This is a genomic window from Marinobacter shunpengi, from assembly GCF_045449695.1.
GTDB lineage: Bacteria > Pseudomonadota > Gammaproteobacteria > Pseudomonadales > Oleiphilaceae > Marinobacter.
Genome location: NZ_JBJJKZ010000013.1, coordinates 413,299 through 437,925 on the forward strand (window position 1 = coordinate 413,299; position 24,627 = coordinate 437,925).

Below are 24,627 nucleotides of genomic sequence, written 5' to 3' on the forward strand. Positions count from 1 at the left end.
CCTGAGTCGTCGCTTCCGGTCCGGATCAGTAGCAGGAATTCGGTGACGAGTCCGGGTTGATTTCTCCGGACACTTCGTCCGGGTCAATGCCGTGGCTGATCAGGACCTCCCGTACAAAATTCACCTGGGCAAGGATCCTGTCAGCATCGTCGCCGTATTCAAACCGGTTGATTTCCATCGGCTGGGGCATGAACGTGAAGGCGGTTTTCAGGGCGTTGAGGGTGTCTTCGTCAGCCATTGGGCATGTACCTCGCGAGTTCGTTGGGTTCATGGTTACCTGGGAGGATACGCGGAATACGTCGGTAAATCATGGTGCTATGGGCTATCGCCAGTGGTGCTGCTATCCGCGTGGTTCACACTCTGTCCTGCAACCGTCATCAATTTGTTCGCACGGTCGGCGAGTCCGCCCAGTCATGGTCGAAAGGTCGCCTATTCCCCAAACATCAGGGCACGATGGGCCGCTGTGCCCGCCATTACGCCGGACGCCGATGCAAGGGTCGCGTTCTGCCACTTGTTGGACATGTCTCCTGCCGCAAAAACCCCAGCCACGCTGGTGCGTTTGAGGTCGTCGACCTTTACCACCGGGCCCATCGGCCCTTCTTCGAACTCACAGCCTAACTGCTGCGCCAGCGGACTGGCCATGCGGGCTTTGGGGCCGACATAGAGGCCTTCCAGTGGGATCGTGCGGCCATCGGCAAGGCGCACGCCAGTGATCGATGGCGTCTCACCCATGATCTCGACAACGGCCGATGTCTCGATCACAACCCCGCGGCTGGTAAGCAGGTGCGTCTGCTCGGGGTCGGGCGACTGCTGATCCTGGGTAAAGTAGGTGGTTGGCCCCCAATCCGGGATAATGGCCGCCTGGTGGGTCGACAATGGGCCTGTCGCCATCACGCCAAGCTGGCGGTTGCGCAGCTCGTAGCCATGGCAATAGGGGCAATGGATGACGGTCTTTCCCCAGCGCTCGGCCAGACCGGGGAGATCCGGTAGCTCGTCGCGTAGGCCGGTGGCCAGTATCAGCTTGGCGGCAGTGTAGGTCTCGCCACTATCCACTATTACGGAAAACCCGTCGCCTTCCCGTTTGGCGCTATTCACGAGCCCCTCGATAACCCGGGCTGTGGGATATTTCGCCAGTTGCCTGGCCGCTCTCCTGCGGATTTCACTGGGGGAAAAACCGTCCAGGCAAAAGAAGCCGTGGGAGGCCTCCGAAAACCGGTTCCTGGGCTTGCCAGCATCAATCACGATAACGTTCCGCTGTCCACGGGCAAGCTGCATAGCCGCTGAAAAGCCCGCAAAGCTCCCGCCAATCACAATCACATCCGAACTCATAGGTCACCCTCCCGAAAATCTGTATCAAGTAACGTTAATTGTTACGTGATTTTCGAGGCGGGCGCAACACATGAAACATTAAAAGTTACATGATAGGATGCAGCCAGCATTGATACACGATTGCCTGTGTGAGCGAATCCATGAGAAAAGACAGCCGCCTTTCCCGCGTTCTCCATGTGCTGATCCATATGGACCAACTGGAGGGCCCCGCCACCTCCGACACTATCGCCGGCATGTTGAATACCAACCCGGTGGTTGTGCGCCGAACCATGGCGCTTCTGAAGGAGCAGGGATATGTCACTTCTGTCAAAGGCCACGGCGGCGGCTGGTCCCTGGCCAAACGACTGGAGGACATCACACTTTACGATGTCCACCGGGCCCTCGGAGACAGCTCGGTTTTCACCATTGGGCTGACGGATGAGCACACCAATTGCCCCATTGAGGCCGCCGTAAATACCTCCATCAATGATGTGCTTGAGGAGGCTGAATCCCTGCTGCTGGATCGCTTCAGGGAAGTCACCCTGGATCAGCTACAATTCGGATCACGGAGCGCTTCGATCTGAATCAGGAAGGCTAACTCAATATCAGGGTGTGCAACCGGTAACACGCCAGGACCCACACAATGACATCGACTGACAAACCCCGGAGCCCCTGGATCACCTTTCTCGCGCACCTTTTCCTGATCCTCGTGGCCTGGACCGTGTTTATCAAATACCTGTTCCCGATCGGCTTTGCGCTGGTCAGTGGCGAGCCATGGACCACCTACATCTACTGGGACCTGTGGCCGGTGGCCCACCTCTGGCTGGCCTGGGCGTTGCTGGCGCGGCCTCGGTATACCCGCCTGCTGGCTGTTGGTATGTCGGTGGCTGAGATTGCGATCATCGTCAGCCTGCTCATCGGATTCCTGGCGGACCCGGAATGGTCCATCTGGCGCACCAACTGGTTTGTAAATAAGGTGTTCGTGCTGGCGGCGTTTGTTCTGGTTTTGGGCACGGCACTTACCCGCCCCGGGGCACTGAAACCTATTGAATAAGATTCGTTTCCTATGCTCATGCCGTTTCGGGAACCCGGTAGATACCCCTGGGCCCCGTACGTGCAATACTCCCCGCCAGGCTGTATACATTTTCCGGCACCGGGTGGGTTTCCTATGGTGTTCGCGAGTACAGTATTCGTGGCGCTGGCAGCCTTTTGCTGGGGGGTGTCCGGCGGGATCGGCGGCATACTCCTGACCCATGGTTGGGACCCGTTTGTGGTATCCCTTTATCGGGGGCTGGTCGGGCTGGTGTTCGTCCTTATCTGGCTGGCCCTGAGTCCGCAACGCAGTGGACTGGCCAATCGCCGATTGTGGTTCTGGTCCGTGTTGGCCGGGCTCGGTGTGGCGGGAAACTTTGCCTTTTACTTCGTGAGCATCTCCGAGGGCAGCATCGCGGTTGCCGCCACGCTGATGTACTGCGCCCCGGTGTTTGTCTACCTTGTCTCCTTTGCCCTCAAACTCGAAACCCCCACCACCCTGAAATGGATCGCCATCGCGGTGGTCATGGTGGGCATCGTGTTGCTGACGCAGGTCTATGATATCGGCAGCAGTGGTCTGACGATGCTTGGCGTGGGCGCGGGTTTGCTGTCGGGGTTGTCCTATGCGCTGTTCATCTTCGGGTTCAAGTACGCGGCGCCGGAGGGTAGCCCCCAGGCGGTCCTTTCCATTGCGTTTGCAGTATTGACGGCCACCCTCATCTGGTTTGGCGACATCGGCCAGACCCTGTCCGTTCCCGTGTCGTCGGATTGGCCATTGTTTCTGGGGCTGGGCGTTTTGGGGGCAGGACTTTCCTTCATTCTCTATGTGGTTGGACTGAACCATACCGCGCCGGCCGTTGCTTCGGTCCTGGCGATGGTAGAGCCGGTCACCGCCTCGCTGTTCGGTCTGGTGGTGTTTGATGAAAGCCTGGCCGGTCTGCAGTTCTTTGGCATGGGTCTGATATTGGTGATGGTGACGGTGCTCAGTGTATCGTCAGGTGTTCAGGGGATACCGGAACAGAGACCAGCGTAAGTCCGGATATTTCCACATCTGCCTATATCACCAACCCCACAAGCATGCTAAAACGTTTTCCGCCCGGCGGCAGGCTCATTCCTTGGGCGCCCGGGCACTCTTCCGTTCACCAGGACACCAGCATGTCAGACAAATTTTTCTACAAGGGCCGCCAGGACGCGCGCCAGCACCATACCGCCCATGGCGGCTTTAAGACCAAGGCCAGTCAGAAGGCGGGCAGCAGGAAGTACCCGCTCACGCTGGTGGTCACCAGTGAGGCGCGCAGGCAGGAGATCGAAGCCCAGGTGGCCGCAGCCAATCTGCACGCGGATATTACAGTGGATACCCAGGCGGGCGCGGTTGAATCCATCGCCGAACTGACCGTACTGCTGAACAAGGGGACGACGGTGACCACAACGAAACTCCCATCCCGTAATGACCCATGTAGCTGTGGCAGTGGTGTTAAATTCAAGAAGTGCTGTGGCTGAATGCCATCAGGGGAAGGCTATGATTATTTGTGGCGTTGAACTGACCGGCAGCGATGCGGTGGTGTGCCTGCTGAACTTGGACCGGGGGCAGTTCAGCTTGCCGGAGTGCAAGGTGCGCAAGCTGTCGCTGAGCAAGAACCACACCCGGGAAGACCTGAAGCAGTTCCAGGCGGCTTTTGCCGGCTTGATGGCCGAACACAGGGTAGACAGCGTTGTCATCAAGGAGCGGATGCCGAAAGGCAAATTTGCCGGGGGCGCGATCAGCTTCAAGCTGGAGGCGACCATCCAGTTGATCGTAAGCCCCGAGCTGGAGGTCAGGTTGCTCCCGACAGCGCTGATCAAGTCCACACTGGCTGCCAATCCACTGCCGATCCCGTTTGCGGAAACCGGGCTGAAGGCTTTCCAGGAAACCGCCTTTACCGCCGCCTATGTGGGGCATATGGCGAGATAGGCGATCCCGCCCTAATCCGACCATTGCCAGTCCAGTCGTGTGGGAAGTGCCAGTCTAGCCTTAAACGGGGTGGAACTCCTATCGGCAGGGGCAGTAAAATAGGCATTCTTCCCCCCAGCAAAGAGGTATTTGTCCAATGCGCCATTGATGCCGCCGTTGTGATGACGGCCAGTCTCCACCAGCCCCCGAGAGCAGGGGGAGTTCTTGGCATCTTTGGAATACAGCATGACAAATACCTACCTCGCACTGAAAGGCGTAACACAGGTTTTGCCGGATGGCAGAACGTTGTTCTCCGATCTTCATGAACAGTTCGACCATCGCGCTACCGGCCTGGTCGGGCGTAACGGCGTGGGCAAGACGGTGCTGGCGCTTATCCTGGCTGGACAGTTGCAGCCTACCAGCGGGCAGTGCCTCGGGTCCGGCAGCGTGCATTATCTGGCCCAGCAGGTGACGTGTCCCGAGAGGGCCACCGTGGCCAAGTTGGCGGGTGTGCAGCACACGCTGGATGCGCTGGCACGTATCGAGTCTGGTAGCACGGCACCGGAGGATTTCGATGCCGTGGGTGACCAATGGGACATGCCCCAGCGGCTTTGCCACGAACTCGAACGTAGTGGCCTGGGGCATCTTGACGCGATGACATCCGCCAGCAATCTGAGTGGTGGGGAGGTCATGCGGGTAGCTCTGATCGGCGCGATGTTATCAGATGCGGACTTCCTGATTCTTGATGAGCCGACCAACCATCTTGATCGACCGAACCGCCAGGCATTGATCGAACAACTGGCACGTTGGCCCCGTGGTTTGATCGTTGTCAGCCATGACAGGCAATTGCTTGAAGCCATGGAGCGTATCGTGGAACTGTCGTCGCAGGGACTTCGTAGCTACGGCGGCAACTATACCTTCTATGCCGAACACAAAGCCCGGGAACGGGAGAATGCCATCCAGCAGCTTGATCAACGCAAGCTGGAACGCCAACGCGAGGAACGGGCCATGCGTAAACAGCATGAGCGTCAGCAGCGGCGTCAGGCACGTGGAAATCGGCACGGCAAGCAGGCCAACCAGGCCAAGATTCTGCTGGATCGTCAGAAAGAGCGTAGCGAGAACTCGGCAGGCGCGTTGAACCAGAAACAGGCTGCCAGCCGGGCACAGCTTGACCAGCGTGTACGGGATGCGGCGCAGCGGGTTGACGATGAGGCACAAGTTACCCTGCACACGGTACCGGTCATGCAGGCGGCAAAGCGCCGGGTGGCGGAACTGGATGGGGTGACTTTACCTTTCGTGGCAGGTGCTACCCGTACCATCAGCCTGACCTTGTATGGGCAGCAGCGTATTGGTGTGATTGGCCCGAACGGTTGCGGTAAATCCACGTTGCTACGTGTGCTCGCCGGTCGGCTAACCCCTCTCGATGGGGGCTGTAAGGTGACGTCCGGGTGCGCCTATCTCGACCAGCGTCTGGAGAATCTGAATCCTGAGAAAACGGCGCTCCAGGAGTTACAGAAGGCCAACCGCACGGCCAGCGAAGGGGATCTGCGGATGCGGCTGGCCCAACTGGGACTGGACGAACGGAAGATCATGACACCCAGCGGGTTGCTGAGCGGAGGAGAACGGCTGAAGGCGGCACTGGCCTGCATACTCTATGCGGACTCGCCTCCGGAACTCCTGTTGCTGGATGAGCCCGGCAACCATCTTGATCTGCCCTCCTCACAGGCGTTGGAAAGCATGTTACGTCAATACCATGGCGCCTTGGTGGTGGTATCCCATGACGATGCCTTTCTGGAAAACCTCGGGCTGACCGATCGCATACTGGCCACTGGGCAGGGTTGGTCATTGGAGCCCTGTTGAGGGCAACGGATGTGGGGCTGGGTGAGAGAGGAATTGGGAATCCACTCCCTCCCGATTTACGTTAGACTCCACATCACACCCCCAATAGCGCAGTGGACCGATTATGAGCGACACCCCGTTAACCCAGGTACTGGAGATGGATGGCGAGGAACGATACGACTATTTTCTGGATGAGGTCGCCGAGGAACGCGAGATCTGGATTCTGGTCAATGCCGATAACCACTTCCTGAAGATTGTCTCCGAGGAAGACGGCGTGGCGTATCTGCCGGTCTGGCCAGGTGAGGCGTTCGCAAGCGAGTACGCCAAGGGGGCGGGCGATCTGTCTCCGAAAGCTATTTCCCTGCCGGATTTCTTCAGGAAGTGGGTGCCAGGATTGACCAGAGACGGACTGGAGATCGGGGTTTTCCCCGGCGTGGACAGTGAACTCTGGATCTCCGGGCCGGAAGAGCTGAAAAATGACCTGCAGGAGGTGATGTCGGGGTTCTAGTGCACTGTTTTCTGATGGTTGCCGGGTGCCTGTCGGTATCGGGCGAGACCATGTAGGTGTTCATATGTGCCATGGATGTGGATAATAGCGGCCACACTAAACTGGTTCGGGACAGATCATCGTCCCCCTGGAAACAAAGTTCGATAAATGGATTTTCTAAAAACTGTTCTCGTAACTGGAATACTCGCCAATAGCGTCCTGCTGACAGCCTGCGATTCCTCGGCCAGTGCCGATGACTCCTCGCTCAATCCTGGTGACACAAAGGAGGAGACGCGCAACCGCGCCGAGCTGGAGGGGCAATTCGAGTATCAACTCCGGACCGAGGAAACCTCCATGCAGGACGATCGGTTTCCGTTTGGTTACTGGGAAATAACCCGGGTTTATCCTGAAGTGCTGTCCAGCAGCCACCCATCGGTGGCGGATGCCGCCAATGAGCGGATCTCGGAACTGGTTGACCAGTTCCGTTGCGATGGCATGGGGGATATTGCGTTTCATACCCGGGAGATCCACCTCGGTAACGGCGTTCTCAGCATGGCGTACGAGGCCTCCTGGATGTGTGCCTCCATGCCGTCCCCGGAACGTGTGTCTGGTTTCCTGAACCTGGACCTGGCAGAAGATGGGGCCGAGATCGATCTGGATTCACAATTCAGGGACCGGTATGCCTATGAGCGATTCCAGGAGGCCGCGATCCGCGAGTTGCTTCAGGAACGTGAAGAGCAGGCCGCCAGCCAGGGGGTAACCTGCCCCGACATTCGGTCCGTCAACGGGTTCCACACTGATGGGAAGGAGCTTTGGGTGGCGTCCCTGCCAGAGGAACCCGGACCTGCTCCCTGTGACGTCAAGGTAGGCTTTTCGCTACCAACACTGAAGGATCGGCTTAAGCCAGATAACCTGTTACTTACCCCTCGGGTAAGGCGCGCCCAGGCGAACTGACCGGCCTGAATGCGACGTCATCCGTCGCGATACGCGGCCCAGGTGTCCAGGGTCGCGTCAGGCCCGCTTTCACCGCAATCTGCCATACCATCCGATCTCCACTCCCTCATTCCACCAACCGGGTGCTGGTAAACCGGTTTAATACATGGTGCATGACATAGACCGCCATTAGCGACACCAGGACCGCAACGGTCAGGGAGCTGAAGCGGTAAAGGTCGCTATAGACCAGGTCGGTACTGGGTGTCAGGTACTGGCCGAAGAGGATGGCCATGGTGGTCAGTGCCGCGAAACCCGCGCCGGAGATTCTACCCTCCAGCATGTGGTAACGGGCGAAGACCATCAGGCTCAGCCACAGGCCGAAGGTGATGAAAGGCAGCACGTCGAAGTGGTTGAGCAGAAACAGTTGGAGGACCAGCCCGGCGTTGCAGCCCACGAAAGTGCCGATGGCCCGGTTCCATCCCGCCGGCCCGGCGCCTTTCCAGTTGAGGGGAAACAGCACCAGTATGGTGGCCACCTGGGCGGACAGGGATCCCCGCAGATCCAGTACCTGGAAGGCGATGAATGACAGCGTTGCTACCGTGGTAGCCAGGATCACCTCATGGCGCTGGTTGCTGACGGGCTTGGGCGGTATCTGTCGCGGTGGCCGGGGTTCCACCTCGGGAAACAGCCAGTGCATCAATACTACAATGGCCAGGCTGACGAGGACCGCCTCCAGGAAGGTGGTCACCATGCCCAGCACGTCGGCGCTAGGGTAGCTGGCGAAGTGCAGCAACATCGACAGGTTGACAATGCTGGTGGCGCCAAACAGGAAGTTAGGGCCGCGGGTCATGGCGCGGAACAGCAATGCAAACAGCCCGGCCACGATCAGGATAAGGGGCACGGGTTTGTCACCAAACAGCCCCTGTACCACCAGCACCATAACCGTTACCAGGGCGGCGCCGGCCAGGAACTGCCTCATCACATGGGGATTCAGGACCGGGACCATGCCCAGGAGCAGCATGGGGGTCACGGTGTAGAACGCACCATAGTTGGTGCCGGCGATCTTGCAGAAGAGGAACCCAAGGATCCCGCCAAAGGCAATTCGCAGGCACTGGCGCAGGTCGTTGGCGTTCATCGACGGCTTGCGGATCAGCAGTATTGGCTTGAAGCGTGCCATGGTGGCCTCAGTAGATGTAGTGGATCAGGCTGATGGCCTTGATTTGCAGTTCCCCGAGCCAGGCAGCCGGCCCGGATGCCGGTAACAGTTGTACTGTGGCGCGGGCGCCGGAGGGCAGGCGTTGCAGCAACTCCCGGTGTTCCCGCAGATCCAGGTGCAGGCGCTCGCGCTGGGCATCCCGTACCCAGCGGTCGGTGCTGGTGGGGGCGGCCAGGGTGCCGTCCGCCAGCAGTTGGCCCTGGCGTGTGCCGGCATCAATGGTGCCGACGCTGGCATGGAACACTTCCCCGGGAATGGCATCGAACACGACGGCGGCCTGGTCGCCGGGATGCACATAGGCCAGGGACTTCTCCCGGAAATCCGCCACCACATCCGCCCGGTCACCCACCAGGGCCGCCAGGGAGGCTCCCGCCCGGGCGTAGGTGCCCGCCTGCACCTGCAGGTTGGAGAGAGTGCCATCCTGTTCGGCGCGGATCTCGGTGTAGGCCAGGTCCAGTTGCGCCTGGGCCAGGTCATTACGGGCCTGGCGCAAGCGCAGGTTCTGTTCGTCCGTCAGCCCCCGCTGCACCGATAGTTGATGCACCTTGGCCTGCGCCGCCCGTACGTTGGCCTGGGCGGCCTCGTGTTCGGCAGCGATCTGGTCCGCCTGCTGGCGGGATACGCCGCCATTCGCCTTCAGCCGTTGCATGCGGGCATCATCCCGGGCCAGTTGGGCCTCCTTCGCCTTTGCGGCCGCCAGGGCGGCGTCGGCGTTGGCCAGGCCGGCATCGTACTGGTCGTTCTGGACACTGGCCGCCTCCAGGGCCAGTTCGGCTTTTTCGATGGCAAGCTGGAACGGGCGCTGGTCCAGGGTAAACAGCAGGTCGCCGGCTTCCACATGCTGGTTGTTGCGCACATGCATCTCGGCCACCTGACCGCTGACCTGCGGCGCCACCTGCACCACGCTGTGCATTACCCGGCCCTGGGGTGTCAGCGGCATCCACAGGTCGGCCACCAGGAAATAGATAAACACCACCACAAAGGCGATCAGCGATAACCGCACCCAGCGGGCAAAGGCCTGATCCGGTGTCATTGACGGTCCTCCTTGTGGGTATCCAGGTACTGGTGGAGGTTGGTCTCCATGGCGCAGATGATGCGGGCGAGCTGATCCAGCTGTTGGTCGTCCAGGTTGCCGTAGATGGCGGTTCGCACGGCCTGGATGCGCTCTTCCAGGTCGGTCATGAGGTGGCGGCCTTGTGCGGTGAACCAGAGAGTATGGGCACGGCGATCATTGGGGGCGGCTCGGCGCTCGATCAGTTTCTGTTGTTCAAGCTGGTTGAGGGTGCGGGTAAGGGACGGCATCTCGATGGCCAGGGCACGGGCCAGGGCCTGCTGGGTGTTGCCTTCCCCCAGGTGGTCCAGGTGCACCAGCACCGCCCAGCGGCTTTCCGTCAGTTCCAGCGGTGATACCGCATGGGTAATGGCCTGACGCCACAACCGGTGGACGCGCCCAAGGGCGCCACCGACGGACGGCTTGAGTTTGTGGTGGGCAGTTTGTGTGGCGGTATCGGACGGCAGGGCGCCCGTTTGTGCATGAATGGGCATGGTCGGGATCTCATGGCTCCGGTGGCGTTGATGGCCGCAATGGAGCGAATAACTTGATTAGCGTGCTAACAATAATATCGACGGAAGTTTAATTTAGCAAGCTAACATAAATAGTGGATAGGGCTTACGGATGGCACTGGGAGATCAGGAAGGGGGCGCCTATAGCAATGAACCTTCCTTGGCTTGGCGCAGTTTGGCCTTCAGAACAGCCCTATCTGGGGCTCTTCCTGCCTCAGGTCGGGGAAGTCCGCAGTGGGCACTCGCTGACCCAGGAGTTCATTCCAAAACCTGGCCAATGCCAGGGCGTCACCACTGTCAGGCATGTGCATGAAGATGTACGGATACTTATCCTGAGTGATCCATTCAGCTACCCGGTCAACCCAGGGTTGGAGGAAGGGGCGGTTGGCCTCCAGGTCCGGGTGACCGATGTAGCGGATGACGGGTGGCGCGTCGGCAGGCAGCAGGTGGAGGGGGAGCCTCGGTTTTTTGCGCTGGGCATCGCGGGTTGCTTCGTCCGTAGCAGGGGCCGCAAAAAGGGCGCGGGTGTCAAAACAGACACGGGCAAGGGCCCGTTCACGCAGCCCCCGGTTCAACTCTCGCTCCGCACTGCCCTTGTCGAAGAAAGCCGGGTGTCGGACTTCCACGGCACAGGTGAGTGGGGATGGCAGTGTATCGATGAAATACCAGAGGTTATTCAGGTGCTCCGGCCCGAAGGCCGGGGGGAGCTGGAGTAGCAAAGGCCCCAGCACATCCTGGAGTGGGTCCAGCAAGGTCAGGAACGCCCGCAACGGCTGGTCGACCCCGGCAAGCATCCGGTCGTGGGTGATCTGGCGGGGGAGCTTGAACAGGAAACGGAAAGAGTCCGGCACCTGGGATCGCCACCGTTCACACTGACTGGGTGACGGGGTGGCATAGAAAGTGGTGTTGCCCTCCACGCTGTTGCAAACCTGGCTATAACAGGCGAGAGGGCTCTGCCCTGGTGGCAATACCCGGTTCCAGTCCGGGTGCTGCCACTGTGGGCAGCCAAGGAAGTAGGGATGGGGCATGGGGCGGTCGCTGTGAGCCTGTCAGTTGTCCTGAATGCGCGCCAAGTATAGCAAGCCAGTCCCCGGGTTTATTGCCCCACCTTGGGTAACAGTCACAGATCAGACGGCACCCTGATCATTGTGATGTCTGGCTGGCAGGTCGTTTCGATCCGGTTCTCACGGAAACGCCTGTTTTGCCCTGCATTTTCTGCTCGCAGAAGTGGTAACTGTTTCGACCACTTTTCTTGGCGGTATACATGGCGCTGTCAGCGTTGCGCATCAGGGTGTCGGCGTCCATGCCGTTTTCCGGATAGACAGCAATACCCATGCTCATGGTCACCTGAAGCTGGCGGCCATCGACCATGCGCGGCGTGGAGAACCTGGCCAGCACTTTTTCGGCAATCTGTGCGGCGTCGCTCCGTTTTTCGATTTCGGTCAACAGGATAACGAATTCATCACCGCCGTGGCGGCTGACGGTATCCGTGGCGCGTACACAGTTGCTGATCTCCGCTGCCACGTCGCGTAGTAAGTGGTCTCCCATGGCATGGCCCAGGGAGTCGTTAACCTGTTTGAAATGGTCCAGATCCAGGAAAAGCAGGGCCATCTGCTTCTGGTGTCGATTGGCCATGCCAATGGCCTGGGTAAGCCGTTCCAGAAGAAGCATCCGGTTGGGCAGGTCGGTGAGAAAGTCGTGCTGGGCCTGATGACTCATTTTCTGGATCACGGAGCCTGCCTGGCGGGCGTCGTGAAAGACAATCACCGCTCCCACGATCCTGCCGTGATGATCGTGGATGGGGGCTGCGGAATCCTCAATGGTAAGGTCGGCACCGTCACGACGGACAAGGACGCTGCCAAGGGCGAGCGCCACATTCTGGTCCTCGTCGATTGCCTGTTGAGCGGGGCTTCTCACCCGTTCCCGGGTTGTGCCGTCGAAAACGAAAAACACCTGCTCGACTGGACGCCCAAGCGCCTCCTCCCGTGACCAGCCGGTCATGGTTTCGGCCACTTTGTTGAGATAGAGAAGTTTCCCCCATGGGTCGACCACCAGTACGGCGTCACCTATGGCGTCAAGGGTGATCTGTGCCATATTGGCGAATGAAATATCCGTTAAGGGCCCGTAGAGAGCGGCATTGGCGCTTTCTGGTCTGGCCCTGCAATGGGGGCAGGTGGATTCGGGGCCGTAGGTATTGGCACTATCAGCGGGTAAGAAGGTAATAGGCATTGGGGGCTCCCAGTCATTATTGTCCTGAGGAGATTAGTCAGGTGGGGGAGCCCGGTCTGTTCGGAACCGCACTAAGCCACTGGAGTCAGGGGCGTTCCTCGGGACTGTGGGGGGCCTGTGTCGCCGGTTTCTCTTCGGCGTCGGTTCTGGAACCTGAATCCGGGGCACTGTCCTTGCGTACTGAGTGTGAGAACAGGGGCACTACAAAAAGTACCAGCCAGGCCAGGACAGTGCACAGGATAGCCGTCTGCTCACGCCCAAGGCCGACGGCAATGCCGATGGCCGCCGTAAACCAGATTCCGGCCGCTGTGGTAAGGCCGCTGGCATCCTGTTGGCCTTTACCCGTGATAATGGTTCCCGCGCAAAGGAAACCGATGCCCGCAATCACCCCCTGGATAACTCGGCTCATTTCGGAATCCGTGATTCCGGTCTGTTGTGGAATCAGGATGAATAAGGCTGCACCCATGCAGACCAGCATGTGGGTACGTATTCCGGCAGCCTTGCCCCGTTGCTGACGCTCAAGCCCAAGCAGACCACCAAGAAGTGCGGCGACCAGTAACCTGGTTACCACAATGACAAAATCACCCAGATCGTTGAGGTCCGAAAATTCCGCGACAATTGTATCGCCAACCAGTGCCATTATTTCATTCATGGCTGCAAGGCCCGTGATGAAGGTGAACCAGCTTAGCAGATCCTTCCATCATGCCGCGTCTTCTTTTACAGGACAGGGTTTCAGGACAAAGACGAGGGTAACAGTCTGTCACACTCCTTCTTGACCACCCCATAGCACTCACAACTCAGCCGCTCAAGTTCCGGGCGATCAAGCACACGGATGTGGCCGCGCTTGTAATGGATCACGCCCAGCCTGTCCAGTTTGCCTGCGGCTTCCGTCACACCCTCCCGGCGGACCCCGAGCATGTTGGCGATCAGTTCCTGGGTCATGGTCAACTCGTCACCGGGCAGGCGGTCCAGTGACAGTAGCAGCCATCGGCACAGCTGCTGGTCAATGGAGTGGTGGCGGTTGCAGACTGCAGTCTGCGCCATCTGGGTGATCAGTGACTGGGTGTAGCGCAGCATCAGATCCATAAGGTCGCTGTGGCGGTTGAACTCATCCTTGAGATGTTGCCTTGGCAGTCGGAATGCGTTGCCGGCACTCTGGACGATGGCCCGGCTGGTCGTGCTCTCCCCTCCCATGAATACGGCGACCCCGACAATGCCTTCCCGTCCCACCACGGAGATCTCCGCAGAGGCGCCGTTGCTCATCAGGTAAAGCAGGGATACGATGCAGTCGGTGGGAAAGTATACGTAATGCTCGGTATCACCCGACTCATACAGCACCTTGCCGAGTGGGAAGTTTACCAGTTCAAGGTTGGGAATCAGGCGGTCCCGGGCGGCCTGTGGCAATGCCGCGATTAAACAGTTGTCCTCGGGGGAAGCGACGGCTTTCAGCATGGTTGCTCCAAATTGCCCACGGACATACGTGGTCATTCACCATATCACAATCGGGTAACCGTTCGGTTCGGTATCGAACACAGTCAAACATTCCCTTGGATGCCACCGGCGCATACCCGGAATCCTACCCGAACAACGCACGATACTTGTTGTTCAGGGCGGTATGGCATTCACAGGCGGCGATCTCAAGTCCGGCCCGGTCGATAATGCGTATCTCGCCCCGGTTATAGCTGATCAGGCCCCGGCGCTGCAGAGAGCCTGCCGCGATCGTTACCCCGCTTCGGCGCACGCCCAGGGCATGGGAAAGCAACGTGTGCGTAAAATGAATGTTGTCGGTCAGGCTAAGCTCCTGGACCAGCAGCAGCCAGCGTGCCAGACGTGGCTCGATCTCGTGAAAATGCAGGCAGGCGGCGGTCTGCAGGGTTTGCATCATTAACCGGTACTGGTAGTGGTGTACCGCGTCCCGCAGGCGCTGGCTGGCACGTAGCTCCTGGTGCAGTTGAGCTGAGGGCATCACCAGGGCGGTGCCTTCTACCTGCACCACAGCGCGCATGGGTGCCGCCAGAATATCCAGTGACAACGTTGCCCCCAGCATACCGTCGCGGCCGATCAGGCCCAGCTCGAGGGGCGGTCGGCTACCAAGGACCATGGCCAGTGACATGACCCCGGATGTCGGGAAGTATGCCTTTTCCAGGCTTTGATTCGGCTGGCACAGAATGTCGCCCCGTTTGAGTGGAGTGGGTTGACACAGGGCAGCAAATCGTCGGCCTTCCCTGGTCGGCAGTGCTGCCACGATGGCGTTCGTCGCTTGTTTGCTCTCCTCAGGCATGATGGTCTCCCTGCGGCTTTCCAGCCGCTGAAGGTTCTGCAACGTGGATCGGCAGAATCCCCTTAGCACGCTGTGCTCTTGCATCGGCAGGGTCTGTGCGTTGACGCACTCAAGCACCCAAGCACCCCTCGATCCTGGTGTACCCCTTCAGGGCGGTGGCTCTGTGTATGTCGGCGCACAGACGACACCGTCGCCAGGCCCCATGATGAAGATCGATCTCATCACACGGGTGAGAGAAGGATCATGTCAGGGAGTCACGACATGCGATCAAGTAGAAGTGTTCAATCCCGTCCTTACAGAAGGAGAACCTGACATGACACTCATACCACTCCCATACGCCGGCTCATTACGCCTTTTTCTGCTGGCGCTAGTAACCAGCGGGTTGCTGATCACCGGTTGCGCATCCTCGCCTCCGGCACCGACCACCTTGCTGGATGATGCGCGTACCGCGGTTGTCAGTGCCGAACAATACAACGCTGGCCGATTCGCCGCCTCCGAACTGGGTGATGCCCGGGAAAAGCTGGCGCAGGCGGATACGGCTGTACGAGAGGAGCGAATGGACGACGCCGAGAGGCTGGCTGTGGAGGCCAGAGTAGAGGCCGAGCTGGCATACGCAAAGACCGAGGCCGCCAAGGCGGCGGCGATCAATGCTGAAATGCAACGCGGTGCAGAGGCCTTGACCGAAGAAATGAACCGCACAGGAGCACAACAATGAACACGCATCGTTTACTTGGCGGGTTAATGCTCGGGTCGGTCCTGCTGGCGGGGTGTGCTTCCACGCCACAAAGCCCCCAGGGCGCGGACCTTGCCCGCGAAAAACTGAACCGTCTGCAGTCCGATCCGGTACTGGCCAACAAGGCACCAACAGCACTCGAAGCGGCTGAAAGGGCAGTTCGCCTGGCGGAGCAACCATTGTCCGATAGCGGGCAGAATCAGGTGTTAGGCGCGCACCGCGTATATGTGGCTGATCGTCAGGTGGAGATTGCCATGGCGAAGGCATCCACTCGCCAGGCAGAGGAAGAACGCGCACAGTTGGCTGAACAGAGGGCCACCTCCCGCCTGGACGCCCGCACACTTGAGGCTGACCGGGCGCGGGCGGACGCCGACCGCATGCAACAGGAAGGGGAACAGGCACAGGCATTGTCAGCCGCCAGGGCCGCCGACCTGCAGCGGCAGATCGATGAACTGGAGGCGGAAGCGACTGAGCGGGGACTGGTGCTGACACTGGGCGATCTGCTGTTCGAGTTTGACAGCTCGGAACTGAAAGCGGGAAATACCTCCCACCTCACAAGACTCGTGGCCTTCCTTACGGAGTATCCGGAACGCAATGCGGCGATAGAGGGCCATACCGATAACGTGGGCAATATGGACTACAACCGTGAGTTGTCTCAGCGCAGGGCCGAGGCCGTCCGGTCTTACCTGGTGCAGCAGGGGATAGCGGCACAGCGTCTGACCGCCATCGGTCTGGGGCAGAACCAGCCGCTGGCCAGCAACGACTCCGCAGCCGGCCGGCAAAGCAACCGTCGGGTCGAGATCATTATCGACAACCCGCCGGTGGCGTCGGCAAATGCGCAGTGAACGGATGTTCGCGATCCGTCCCCCGTTCAGGGACGGACCGGCCCTGGGCCAAGCCCGCTAAAGCGAGCGTGGAGTATAATTCCGAAGGGCCTTGCGCGGAGGCTGGCAAGCCTGAGCGCTTCCCTACAGGTCAAAATGACTGGCCTGCCGGGTCAGCTTCTCGGATAGCTGCCGAAGTCTGCCGCCAACGTCCGCCAGGTGATGTACCTCGGCATTGCTGGCGACAATGTCCCGGCTGATGGCCTGCACGCTGCTGTCGCCGGTCTCCATGACCTGACGTTGATGATTGGCGGCTTCCGCTGTCTGGGCATTTGCGATGTTGATCTTGTCAACGCCGGTGGCGATGGTCTCAAGGTGTGCCGCCAGGCATTCAAACACCTGGACGGTTTCCTCCGTTGCCGACTGGCTTTCGGTCATGGCGTCATCCGCGTCCCGGGCTGCCTGCTGTAGCTCGTTGATCATTGACTGGATCTCATGAGCCGACTCCTGGGTCTTGGTGGCCAGGGTACGTACTTCATCCGCAACCACCGCAAACCCCTGACCATGCTCACCGGCACGGGCGGCCTCAATGGCCGCGTTCAGTGCCAGCAGGTTGGTCTGCTCCGCCACACTATGGATAACGTCCAGTACCGTCCCGATGGATTCGCTGTCTTTTGTCAGGCGGCTGACCAGTTGGCTCCCCCCATGAATACTGCCGGAAAGGCGGTCAATCACTGGCTTGCTGTCGGCGAGGGCGCGGGTACCTTCCCGGGCGGCATCGTCAACCCTGCCAGCGGCTTCCGCCGCCTCGCTGGCGCTGGAAGACACCTGTCGGACGGCGGCGGTTGCCTGACTGACGGCGGTGGCCGCTTCCTGGGTGTCGGTTTCCTCGGCGCGGAAAGTTTTGGCAAAGTCGTCCGCGAGAGTCGCCATCTCCGAGCTGGTCTCGTCGAGCTGCCGGGTGACGTCCCGGGTTTCGCTCATGACTTCCCGGGTGCGTGCCATTACGTCCTGCAGGGCCTTGCCAACGCGGCTGGCCGGTTTCCGGTCGGTGCCCCGCAGGTCGATCCGGTCGCCGCCCTCCAGGAGCGAGCCCACGGCAGAATGGATATCCTGGGTTTCCAGGGCCTCGCGGTGGAGCTTGATGGCCATCAGTACAAGAATGATGGTTTCAAAAACCACGTAGGCGGCATGCAGGAAGACGATTTCCAGGCCGGTGTTGGCCTCGAAGACAAAGACGGGCACGGCAGTGGCAACCTGCAGGTAGTTGAACACCAGGTGGTGGATTGCGATAACCCCCGCAGCAAAGACGACAGGTGCCCAGTCCCGATAGTAGAGCAGGAAAGCCAACAGCATGAAGATGCCGAAGTGCATCTCGATCATGCCGTGGGCCTGGTGGATATGCAGGGCCGACAGGATCATGAAGCTGGCCCCGAAACCCAGCCTGGCAGTGCGGGTTGCCGGCACCATGACCGCGATAACCGTCGGGATGATGGCGGCCGGAAGTCCGAACCAGAGAACGGCGGCCCAGGTATCGTGCCAGGACGCCAGCACCACGGCGTATGCGAGCAGGAGCCAGGTGACCCCCACCATCAGCCGGTCGGCACCTCGTTGTTGCTGTGCCAGGCTGAACAACTGCCCTGCTTTTTGCCCGGGCTGCCTGTGGTGGGGGAGGATGCGGGGTGTTCCTATCGTTGTTGCGGGCATATCCATGCTGAAATGCTCCTGGGGCTCGGTGATCAGGTTGAGTACGTGCCGGTTTTACAGAAACAGCCGACGGCCATGTCGTTGATCCAGGGTGAGGGGGGCTGCCCTTTATCCAGCCTGGTCAGCAGGTCTTCGACAAAGTTGATGCCCGCACCGCAGATGGGGCCACTGGAGTAGGGGCCGAAGTAGAGCAGGGTGCCGCTGGCATCAAACAGTGCCGCCGAAGGAACTGCCGGAACGATCGCCCATAGTTCGGGTAGCGCTATCGTCTGCGCCCTGGGCATCGCTGTGCTGGTGGCGTCATAGGATTGCGTTGCCTGCACAAGGGTGAGGGCGGTCCCGTCAAAGATATCGTACAGGTCGCTGACGTGTTGCCGGCTCTGCTGGTCGCAGTGGCATTGGGGGGTGGAAAAATGGATCAGCGTTGGCCCGGAGGAAAACGCCTCACCCTGCCCGGGGAGTGTTGTCCAGGCGCTTTCCAGGTGCCGTTTCAGTTCCCCATGCCCGATGGGGCTGTCGATAGTGGTGTAGGGACGGGTGACCTTGTCCTGATACAACCAGTAACCAAGGGCCGTCACCAGCAGCCAGCCGATCATCAGGGCAATCGCGCCCAGGCGTCTATACTGCTCCATAACACTCCAGGCAAACAGCTGTTTGAATGGCCGATAGTGTTAAAGCTAGCAGCTAAGCCGGTTTTGTCTGGCGAAATTTGTATAGAAAGTGTTACACATGGATGTCCATTCATGCGCTCGGCGCCACAGCGCCAGCCGACGCTTTCATAAAGGCGTTACTGGCCCGCGCCGATACCGTGATGTACAGCGTCAAGCAGGTGCGCCGGGCCGGCTGGGCGCCAGGTTCTGTCCCGCAGGATTCCGGTTCAGCTTCCGGGCCCCATGGCCTCCAGCAACTGCCTCTCCCAGTCCGGATCAACCTTCGGTGCGAGGATCTCAATCCGGCTCTCCAGAGCGTCATCCAGGGGTATCTCGGTGAGGCTGTCACTGGTCAGGTTGTACCCGAAGACGCCGTTGTCGGTGATGAAGACCGCTTTCATGCGTTCGGCGTCCAGCCCGCTCAGGAAGGCGAACAGTGTCTGGTGATCGAAGATGCGATTGGCGTCAAAGCGCCAGCCGACGCTTTCATAGCCTTCACCCTCATTGGTTGCCCTGAGGAAGCTGCTGTCGGGAAGGGGGCCGGTTCCGGCCGGTGCTTCCGGGGGGCGCGCATGGTGATGGTGGTGATGGCCATCTGACAGGGACGCAGAGGGGCCTTCCAGCCATGCCGGCTCCAGCGCTCCCTGCTCGGTGAACGTAACGGTCGCTCCGGGGGCGCCATGGTCACGCACGTAGGTCTCCAGCCGTGACTTGTCCTCCGGCCCGTACATATCCTGCTTGTTACCCACCACCACATCGGCCATGGCAATCTGCTGGTTGAAGGTGGTGTGTCCGGTATACCGGGCATCCGTGAGCTTGCGGGCGTCCACCAGGGTCACGGTTTTGCGGATCGAGAGCACGTCCCGGTAATGCTCGGCGGAAAGGCTCTGCAATACTTCAAGTGGATGGCCCAGACCGGTGGGTTCAATCAGCAGGCGATCGGGCCTGGCCTTCGCCAGTAGCTGGTTCAGGGCGATCTGCATGGGCAGGCCGGCGGTGCAGCACATGCAGCCACCGGGTACCTCGCGCACAAAGACGCCGGCCGCTTCGGCATGTACGCCCTGGAGCAGGCTGCCATCCACACCGATTTCTCCAAACTCGTTGACCAGAACCGCCCAGCGTTCGTTGTCGGGTTTGTGCTGTAGCAGGTGAAGGATGGCGGTGGTCTTGCCCACGCCCAGGAAGCCGGTGATGACGTTGGTGGGAACTGCCTTGATCTGGTTATGGTTCATGGATCGGAGTGCCTGATCGTATATTGCGAGGTGTGTTATATTATAACATTATACGTCATCCATGTTCAGGATGTCCTCCAGCGGGCACGGTCGGTGCACCCAGTAGCCCTGGAGCAGGTCAACGCCGATATCGGTCAGCAGGGCCGCGGCTTGCTCCGATTCCACGTATTCAGCGACCGTGGTCATGTGCATGGTATGGCCAATATCGTGGATGGCCCTGACCATGGCCAGGTCGGTGTCGTTGGTGAGAATGTCACGGACGAACATGCCGTCTATTTTCAGGCAGGTAACGGGTAACTGACGCAGGTAGCCGAACGACGACAGTCCCGAACCGAAGTCATCCAGGGCGAACTGGCAGCCCATGTCACCGAGTCGTTTCATGAAGGCTTCCGCTTCGAGCAGATTGTGAACAGCGGCGGTTTCTGTGATTTCAAAGCAGATTTTATGCGGGGGAATCTGGTAGCGGGTGAACTGTGACACCACGAAATCCGCAAAGCCGCTCTGGTCGAATGAGCGGCCGGACAGGTTGATGTGACAGGCGTCGAGCCTCTCCAGGTGTTGTGGTGCCCGGGACAGGGCTTCCAGGACGTGGGTGATGACCCATCGGTCAATCCTGCCGGCCACGCCGAACCGCTCCGCGGGGGGCAGGAAGGCGTTTGGGGGGACAACCTTACCGTCCGGCGCCCGCAGGCGAATCAGCACTTCGTAACGCAGCCCCCGGTTGGAATGACGGGATGGTGCAATGACCTGGCCTTCGAGGAAGAACCGATCCTCCTGAAACGCTGTCTGGATGCGGCTAAGCCATTCCATTTCGCCGCGTTGGGTTGCAAGTTGTTCGTCGTCCAGTGCCATCAGGCAAACGCGATTCCTGCCTCCGTCCTTCGCGGTATAGCAGGCGATGTCCGCGGCCCTCATCAGTGCACTGATGCCGGTGGTTTCCGCCGTGATCGGTACCACCCCGATACTGCAACTGATGGTATGGCTGGTTCCCCGCCAGGTGAAAACCAGATGGTCCAGGGATGCCCGCACTTTTTCCGCCAGCCGATGGGCGATATCCAGGTCGCAGTGTTGCAGGATAAGGCCGAATTCGTCACCGCCGAGCCTGGCCAGGATATCGGTGTCGCGGAGGTTCTTCTGGATGATGCTGGCCACCTGTCGCAACAGTTGGTCACCGGCATCGTGGCCTGAGGTGTCATTCGCCACCTTGAACTGGTCAAGGTCGATAAAACAGAGGGCATGCTGTTCGCCTCCGTTACGTACACGCCCGAGATGGCTGGCAAGCTGTTGTTCGAAGGCGCGCCGGTTGATCAGGTCAGTCAGGCTGTCATGGGTGGCCAGGTAGCTCAGTTCGGTGGATAGCCGATGGGATTCGGAGATGTCCTCCAGTACGGTCGTAAAGTAGAAAGAGTGGCTGGCGGCGTCCCACACGCGGGAGATGGTCAGGCGGGCCCACAGCAGTTCCCCGCTTTTGCGGACCAGCCGGTGTTCCGTCGTGTAGTTGTCGATATCGCCGCGGTTGATGGCAACCCTGGCCTCCTTTTCGATCTCCCAGTCTTCCGGATGGATCAGCGCACGGTAGGAGTGCGGTACCAGTTCCTCGCGGGAATAGCCCAGGATGTCGCACGTGGCCTGGTTGGCGTTGACGATCCGACCGGCGGGATCGATCTGGACAATGCCGATGGCGGACTGCTCGAAGATGGAGCGAAAGCTCTGTTCGCTCCGTTGCAGCAGCTTGACCAGTTGGACTGCGAGGAACCAGGACAGCAACGTCACCAGCGCCAGGAACCCGGCGCTGACCCAGGAGAGGAATCCGGCGGCCCAGCGTGCGGCCTCTCCCATGGCCAGCCTGAACACCAGGGCTCGTGAACGCAGTTGGTCGTCCAGTGTGGACAGGCGTTGCTCCAGGTCCTGAAGATGGCTCCGGTCGGGAGACTCGCTGAGCCATTCCCGCTCCATGGCGTTACCGATCTGGTCCATCTCCATCAGCAGATCATCGGTGGCTTGCCAGGCGTTAATGGCCGTTTCCATGGGCTCAAGCCATGACAGATAACGGACCAGCAGGATCATGCGGGTGAAGTCGTCGGGGTGGATGCCGCCCTGTTCAAGGCCTTTCCTGGCCCGGGCCCAGTCCAGTTCCGAGGCGGTCATGGCCAGGCGCGCGTGCAGGTCGCCGATGGGGACCATCAGTGATTGCCGGGCCTGGGCCAGTTCCCGGAAGCGCCCGGTTTCCCCGAAACGGTGGAAGTGCCGGACAGCGTCAACCTGTGCCCTCGACCAGACACTCTCTCCGAAGGTGTAGGCGGTAATGGCGGACTGTATCTGCACCACGGCGACCATGAATCCCACCGTCAGGACAATCGTAAGGCCGAGTCCTGTCACCAGTAGGGTCAGTTTTCTCCGCAGGTTGGGTTGCTGTTCCCTGACTCCCATGTCGCGTCGGTATCCCGTTGAGATGTGTCGAACAGCTAGAGCTTGCTAACTGTTTATAAATCTAGCAGGGAGGAGCGGAAAGTCGACCGCGTGCGATCGTTTTTGCACTGTTTGACAGGTTGGGGAAGCCAGAGGCCGGTGTGATAAGGCTGACTGGAGCAACTGGTACCCTCCATGGCTCCAGCAGATTGTGGGATTATCGTCCCTGGCAGTTGAGGGTCAGGGAGTAACGATGTTGAACCCGAACTCGAAGTTGTCCAGCAGACCCAGGAAGGTCAGGAAGGCCCTCTGGTCGCCTTCGATCTGCACGTCTCCTGACTTCATGGCGTCCGGGAAGGTGCGCTGCTGCAGGTTGATGGCGTCCAGCACGGCGCGGTCCATGGTGACAGTGGCGTCGGCATCATCGGTCTGGGCGTCCATGGTGTAGTTCATCACTCCATTGGCAATGTTCAGTATCACCTCGTCGCCAGCATCCGGCATCACAAGGTTCAGGGTCACGTCGACACCCGCCTTGGCGGCCCTGGGGTGATCCAGGCGCATGGCCAGGTAATCCAGGTACTTGTCCAGCGGCAGACCGAGGATGATGTCGGCGGAGGCGGCATTCGGGGCTATATCGGAATTGACGCCGTCACGCAGTTCCTTGGCACCGGTGAGGTAGAAGTTGCGCCAGGGCCCACTTTCGGACTGGTAGCCCATCTGGGTCAGCGTGTCGGCCAGCAGGCCTTTGGCGGCCTCATTGTCCGGCTCGGCGAAGACCAGATGATTCAGGGCGGTGGCCGCCCAGCGGTAGTTGCCGGCCTCATAGTCGTCCCGGGCCTTGCTGATCAGGGCATCGGCACCGCCTGCGTACTCGACGAACTTGCGGCCTTCCTCGACCGGGGGCAGTGGGTTGAGCTCCGACGGATTACCGCTGAACCAGCCGAAGTACAACTGATACTGTGCCTTGACGTTGTGACTCACGGTGCCGTAGTAACCGCGGTTGGCAAAATCACTGGACAGGGTTTCCGGCAGTGTCACGTTTTCCGCGATTTCATCCATGGTCTGGCCCTTGTTGGCCAGGCGCAGGGTTTCATCGTGGATATAACGGTAGGTGTCCCGCTGCTTGCGCCAGAACTCGTTGATTTCCTCGTTGCCCCACACCGGCCAGTGGTGGCTGCCGAAACTGATTTCGACCTCCTCGCCGTACAGGTTGATCACCTTGTTGATGTACTTGGCCCACTGGTCACCGCTGCGAACCTTGGCACCCCGCAGGGTGTAGAGGTTATGGAGGTTGTGGTTGATGATTTCCGCCTGCATAAGGGCCCTGGAGTCCGGCAGGTAGAACATCAGTTCCGCCGGTGCCTCGGCACCGGGGGTGTTGAGGAAGGTCATGTTGACGCCATCAACGGTGGTTTCAATCGGCTCACCCGGGGGGCCGGAAATGGTGCGGGTCGGCCGCATGATGGTGATGTTGCCCGCAGATGTCATCGGCCCGAGGCCGGCACCGATGGAACCCTCGGGCCCCGTGGGCAGCAGGTTGCCGAACATATAGCTGGCCCGGCGGCTCATGGCGTTGCCGGCTATCAGGTTCTCGCCCACGGATTCCTCGTAGAAGCCTTCCGGCGCGATGATGGGTACGTTCCGTTCTTCCACTTCCTGTTCGGAAATGATGCCTTTTACACCACCGAAGTGGTCCGCGTGGCTGTGGGTGAAGATAACCGCGCTCACCGGCAGGTCCTCGACGTTGTCACGCAGAAGCTTGAAACCGGCCCTGGCGGTATCAACGGACAGCAGCGGGTCAATCACGATCCAGCCCTCGTCACCCCGGATGAAGCTCATCACCGAGAGGTCGTATCCCCGGATCTGGTAGATATCGTCGGTTACCTCGAACAACCCGGAAAGCTGGTTGAGGTGGCCCTGACGCCAGAGACTGGGGTTGGCCGTGTCCGGGGCCTCCGTGCCTTCAAGGAACTCGAACTGGTCTAGGTCGTAGACAACCTTTCCGTTGGCATCGGTGATCTCGTTCTGTTCCGGTGTGGCGATCAGCCCGCGTGTGGCCCGCTCGAAATCGGAGCGGTCATCGAAGGGCAGGCTGTCCAGTACGGCACGGTTGGCTTCGGCGGTATGTACGGTCGCGTCCTGTGCATGGGTCGTTGGCGCCAGCAGGGCCAGCGAGGCCATCATCGGAACAGCCATCTTTTTTAGGGGTATTGTTATTGTCATGTGTACTCCTGTTGCGACGTTCTGGGCTGCA

Annotated in this window: 25 protein-coding genes; 10 read left to right on the forward strand and 15 right to left on the reverse strand. The window is 60.0% G+C overall.

Annotation, left to right across the window (positions count from 1 at the left end):
• Positions 1–25: 25 nt before the first annotated feature.
• Both ACJO2E_RS11135 and ACJO2E_RS11140 read right to left on the reverse strand, forming a co-directional pair.
• The gene (locus ACJO2E_RS11135) at positions 26–238 is read right to left on the reverse strand and encodes a penicillin-binding protein (protein ID WP_406963943.1); all 213 of its coding nucleotides are present in this window, start codon (positions 236–238) and stop codon (positions 26–28) included.
• A gap of 191 nt (positions 239–429) precedes the next feature.
• Positions 430–1,329: an NAD(P)/FAD-dependent oxidoreductase gene (locus ACJO2E_RS11140; protein ID WP_406963944.1), complete on the reverse strand. Its 900-nt coding sequence runs from the start codon at positions 1,327–1,329 to the stop codon at positions 430–432.
• A gap of 140 nt (positions 1,330–1,469) precedes the next feature.
• On the opposite strand from ACJO2E_RS11140, the gene ACJO2E_RS11145 reads away from it, so the two are divergent.
• The 8 genes from ACJO2E_RS11145 to ACJO2E_RS11180 all read left to right on the forward strand — a co-directional run bounded on the left by ACJO2E_RS11145 (position 1,470) and on the right by ACJO2E_RS11180 (position 7,550).
• Complete coding sequence (locus tag ACJO2E_RS11145; protein ID WP_406963945.1) at positions 1,470–1,892, forward strand: Rrf2 family transcriptional regulator; 423 nt, start codon at positions 1,470–1,472, stop codon at positions 1,890–1,892.
• Between the two features lie 59 nt (positions 1,893–1,951).
• Positions 1,952–2,362: a hypothetical protein gene (locus tag ACJO2E_RS11150; protein WP_406963946.1), complete on the forward strand. Its 411-nt coding sequence runs from the start codon at positions 1,952–1,954 to the stop codon at positions 2,360–2,362.
• Between the two features lie 114 nt (positions 2,363–2,476).
• Complete coding sequence (locus tag ACJO2E_RS11155; protein ID WP_406963947.1) at positions 2,477–3,373, forward strand: DMT family transporter; 897 nt, start codon at positions 2,477–2,479, stop codon at positions 3,371–3,373.
• Between the two features lie 122 nt (positions 3,374–3,495).
• A complete protein-coding gene (locus tag ACJO2E_RS11160) occupies positions 3,496–3,840 on the forward strand; it encodes a PBPRA1643 family SWIM/SEC-C metal-binding motif protein (protein ID WP_406963948.1) in 345 nt (114 codons plus the stop codon).
• A gap of 19 nt (positions 3,841–3,859) precedes the next feature.
• The gene (locus tag ACJO2E_RS11165) at positions 3,860–4,291 is read left to right on the forward strand and encodes a DUF3010 family protein (protein ID WP_406963949.1); all 432 of its coding nucleotides are present in this window, start codon (positions 3,860–3,862) and stop codon (positions 4,289–4,291) included.
• 225 nt (positions 4,292–4,516) lie between these two features.
• Positions 4,517–6,130, forward strand: a complete 1,614-nt coding sequence (locus ACJO2E_RS11170; protein ID WP_406963950.1) for an ABC-F family ATP-binding cassette domain-containing protein — start codon at positions 4,517–4,519, stop codon at positions 6,128–6,130.
• Between the two features lie 103 nt (positions 6,131–6,233).
• Positions 6,234–6,617, forward strand: coding sequence for a DUF2750 domain-containing protein (locus ACJO2E_RS11175; RefSeq protein WP_406963951.1), 384 nt, complete (start codon positions 6,234–6,236; stop codon positions 6,615–6,617).
• 333 nt (positions 6,618–6,950) lie between these two features.
• Positions 6,951–7,550 carry a hypothetical protein gene (locus ACJO2E_RS11180; RefSeq protein WP_406963952.1) on the forward strand — a complete coding sequence of 200 codons (600 nt, stop codon included), beginning with the start codon at positions 6,951–6,953 and terminating at the stop codon, positions 7,548–7,550.
• Between the two features lie 106 nt (positions 7,551–7,656).
• Here ACJO2E_RS11180 and ACJO2E_RS11185 read toward each other — a convergent pair whose 3' ends face one another.
• From ACJO2E_RS11185 to ACJO2E_RS11220, 8 genes are all read right to left on the reverse strand, one after another.
• On the reverse strand, positions 7,657–8,706 hold the full coding sequence (locus tag ACJO2E_RS11185) for a DUF2955 domain-containing protein (RefSeq protein WP_406963953.1): 1,050 nt from the start codon (positions 8,704–8,706) through the stop codon (positions 7,657–7,659).
• 7 nt (positions 8,707–8,713) lie between these two features.
• Entirely contained in the window at positions 8,714–9,778 is a 1,065-nt protein-coding gene (locus ACJO2E_RS11190; RefSeq protein WP_406963954.1) for an HlyD family secretion protein, read from the reverse strand.
• Complete coding sequence (locus ACJO2E_RS11195; RefSeq protein WP_406963955.1) at positions 9,775–10,290, reverse strand: MarR family transcriptional regulator; 516 nt, start codon at positions 10,288–10,290, stop codon at positions 9,775–9,777. Before ACJO2E_RS11195 ends, ACJO2E_RS11190 begins: the two co-directional genes overlap by 4 nt.
• Positions 10,291–10,490: 200 nt before the next feature.
• Complete coding sequence (locus tag ACJO2E_RS11200) at positions 10,491–11,336, reverse strand: DUF72 domain-containing protein (protein WP_406963956.1); 846 nt, start codon at positions 11,334–11,336, stop codon at positions 10,491–10,493.
• 115 nt (positions 11,337–11,451) lie between these two features.
• The gene (locus ACJO2E_RS11205; protein ID WP_406963957.1) at positions 11,452–12,537 is read right to left on the reverse strand and encodes a diguanylate cyclase domain-containing protein; all 1,086 of its coding nucleotides are present in this window, start codon (positions 12,535–12,537) and stop codon (positions 11,452–11,454) included.
• Positions 12,538–12,622: 85 nt separating this feature from the next.
• Positions 12,623–13,189, reverse strand: a complete 567-nt coding sequence (locus ACJO2E_RS11210) for an MgtC/SapB family protein (RefSeq protein ID WP_406963958.1) — start codon at positions 13,187–13,189, stop codon at positions 12,623–12,625.
• Between the two features lie 80 nt (positions 13,190–13,269).
• Positions 13,270–13,989, reverse strand: coding sequence for a Crp/Fnr family transcriptional regulator (locus tag ACJO2E_RS11215; protein ID WP_406963959.1), 720 nt, complete (start codon positions 13,987–13,989; stop codon positions 13,270–13,272).
• A 124-nt stretch (positions 13,990–14,113) separates the two neighbouring features.
• Positions 14,114–14,818: a Crp/Fnr family transcriptional regulator gene (locus ACJO2E_RS11220; protein WP_406963960.1), complete on the reverse strand. Its 705-nt coding sequence runs from the start codon at positions 14,816–14,818 to the stop codon at positions 14,114–14,116.
• A 313-nt stretch (positions 14,819–15,131) separates the two neighbouring features.
• On the opposite strand from ACJO2E_RS11220, the gene ACJO2E_RS11225 reads away from it, so the two are divergent.
• Positions 15,132–15,533: a DUF4398 domain-containing protein gene (locus tag ACJO2E_RS11225; protein WP_406963961.1), complete on the forward strand. Its 402-nt coding sequence runs from the start codon at positions 15,132–15,134 to the stop codon at positions 15,531–15,533.
• The gene (locus ACJO2E_RS11230) at positions 15,530–16,396 is read left to right on the forward strand and encodes an OmpA family protein (protein WP_406963962.1); all 867 of its coding nucleotides are present in this window, start codon (positions 15,530–15,532) and stop codon (positions 16,394–16,396) included. Before ACJO2E_RS11225 ends, ACJO2E_RS11230 begins: the two co-directional genes overlap by 4 nt.
• A 123-nt stretch (positions 16,397–16,519) precedes the next feature.
• On the opposite strand, the gene ACJO2E_RS11235 is transcribed toward ACJO2E_RS11230, so the two are convergent.
• From ACJO2E_RS11235 to ACJO2E_RS11255, 5 genes are all read right to left on the reverse strand, one after another.
• Positions 16,520–18,088 (reverse strand): methyl-accepting chemotaxis protein, encoded by a 1,569-nt coding sequence (locus tag ACJO2E_RS11235; RefSeq protein ID WP_406963963.1) that lies wholly within the window; start codon positions 18,086–18,088, stop codon positions 16,520–16,522.
• A gap of 26 nt (positions 18,089–18,114) precedes the next feature.
• Positions 18,115–18,714, reverse strand: a complete 600-nt coding sequence (locus tag ACJO2E_RS11240; RefSeq protein WP_406963964.1) for a DUF6436 domain-containing protein — start codon at positions 18,712–18,714, stop codon at positions 18,115–18,117.
• A 245-nt stretch (positions 18,715–18,959) separates the two neighbouring features.
• Positions 18,960–19,964 (reverse strand): CobW family GTP-binding protein, encoded by a 1,005-nt coding sequence (locus tag ACJO2E_RS11245; RefSeq protein ID WP_406963965.1) that lies wholly within the window; start codon positions 19,962–19,964, stop codon positions 18,960–18,962.
• 48 nt (positions 19,965–20,012) lie between these two features.
• A complete protein-coding gene (locus tag ACJO2E_RS11250; protein WP_406963966.1) occupies positions 20,013–22,394 on the reverse strand; it encodes a putative bifunctional diguanylate cyclase/phosphodiesterase in 2,382 nt (793 codons plus the stop codon).
• A 219-nt stretch (positions 22,395–22,613) separates the two neighbouring features.
• Positions 22,614–24,596, reverse strand: coding sequence for an alkyl/aryl-sulfatase (locus ACJO2E_RS11255; protein ID WP_406963967.1), 1,983 nt, complete (start codon positions 24,594–24,596; stop codon positions 22,614–22,616).
• Positions 24,597–24,627: the final 31 nt, after the last annotated feature.

Coding starts and splice junctions, on each gene's coding strand:
- ACJO2E_RS11135 (WP_406963943.1), bottom strand. CDS start 238: ATGGCTGACGAAGACACCCTCAACGCCCTGAAAACCGCCTTCACGTTC.
- ACJO2E_RS11140 (WP_406963944.1), bottom strand. CDS start 1,329: ATGAGTTCGGATGTGATTGTGATTGGCGGGAGCTTTGCGGGCTTTTCA.
- ACJO2E_RS11145 (WP_406963945.1), top strand. CDS start 1,470: ATGAGAAAAGACAGCCGCCTTTCCCGCGTTCTCCATGTGCTGATCCAT.
- ACJO2E_RS11150 (WP_406963946.1), top strand. CDS start 1,952: ATGACATCGACTGACAAACCCCGGAGCCCCTGGATCACCTTTCTCGCG.
- ACJO2E_RS11155 (WP_406963947.1), top strand. CDS start 2,477: ATGGTGTTCGCGAGTACAGTATTCGTGGCGCTGGCAGCCTTTTGCTGG.
- ACJO2E_RS11160 (WP_406963948.1), top strand. CDS start 3,496: ATGTCAGACAAATTTTTCTACAAGGGCCGCCAGGACGCGCGCCAGCAC.
- ACJO2E_RS11165 (WP_406963949.1), top strand. CDS start 3,860: ATGATTATTTGTGGCGTTGAACTGACCGGCAGCGATGCGGTGGTGTGC.
- ACJO2E_RS11170 (WP_406963950.1), top strand. CDS start 4,517: ATGACAAATACCTACCTCGCACTGAAAGGCGTAACACAGGTTTTGCCG.
- ACJO2E_RS11175 (WP_406963951.1), top strand. CDS start 6,234: ATGAGCGACACCCCGTTAACCCAGGTACTGGAGATGGATGGCGAGGAA.
- ACJO2E_RS11180 (WP_406963952.1), top strand. CDS start 6,951: ATGCAGGACGATCGGTTTCCGTTTGGTTACTGGGAAATAACCCGGGTT.
- ACJO2E_RS11185 (WP_406963953.1), bottom strand. CDS start 8,706: ATGGCACGCTTCAAGCCAATACTGCTGATCCGCAAGCCGTCGATGAAC.
- ACJO2E_RS11190 (WP_406963954.1), bottom strand. CDS start 9,778: ATGACACCGGATCAGGCCTTTGCCCGCTGGGTGCGGTTATCGCTGATC.
- ACJO2E_RS11195 (WP_406963955.1), bottom strand. CDS start 10,290: ATGCCCATTCATGCACAAACGGGCGCCCTGCCGTCCGATACCGCCACA.
- ACJO2E_RS11200 (WP_406963956.1), bottom strand. CDS start 11,336: ATGCCCCATCCCTACTTCCTTGGCTGCCCACAGTGGCAGCACCCGGAC.
- ACJO2E_RS11205 (WP_406963957.1), bottom strand. CDS start 12,537: ATGCCTATTACCTTCTTACCCGCTGATAGTGCCAATACCTACGGCCCC.
- ACJO2E_RS11210 (WP_406963958.1), bottom strand. CDS start 13,189: ATGAATGAAATAATGGCACTGGTTGGCGATACAATTGTCGCGGAATTT.
- ACJO2E_RS11215 (WP_406963959.1), bottom strand. CDS start 13,989: ATGCTGAAAGCCGTCGCTTCCCCCGAGGACAACTGTTTAATCGCGGCA.
- ACJO2E_RS11220 (WP_406963960.1), bottom strand. CDS start 14,818: ATGCCTGAGGAGAGCAAACAAGCGACGAACGCCATCGTGGCAGCACTG.
- ACJO2E_RS11225 (WP_406963961.1), top strand. CDS start 15,132: ATGACACTCATACCACTCCCATACGCCGGCTCATTACGCCTTTTTCTG.
- ACJO2E_RS11230 (WP_406963962.1), top strand. CDS start 15,530: ATGAACACGCATCGTTTACTTGGCGGGTTAATGCTCGGGTCGGTCCTG.
- ACJO2E_RS11235 (WP_406963963.1), bottom strand. CDS start 18,088: ATGGATATGCCCGCAACAACGATAGGAACACCCCGCATCCTCCCCCAC.
- ACJO2E_RS11240 (WP_406963964.1), bottom strand. CDS start 18,714: ATGGAGCAGTATAGACGCCTGGGCGCGATTGCCCTGATGATCGGCTGG.
- ACJO2E_RS11245 (WP_406963965.1), bottom strand. CDS start 19,964: ATGAACCATAACCAGATCAAGGCAGTTCCCACCAACGTCATCACCGGC.
- ACJO2E_RS11250 (WP_406963966.1), bottom strand. CDS start 22,394: ATGGGAGTCAGGGAACAGCAACCCAACCTGCGGAGAAAACTGACCCTA.
- ACJO2E_RS11255 (WP_406963967.1), bottom strand. CDS start 24,596: ATGACAATAACAATACCCCTAAAAAAGATGGCTGTTCCGATGATGGCC.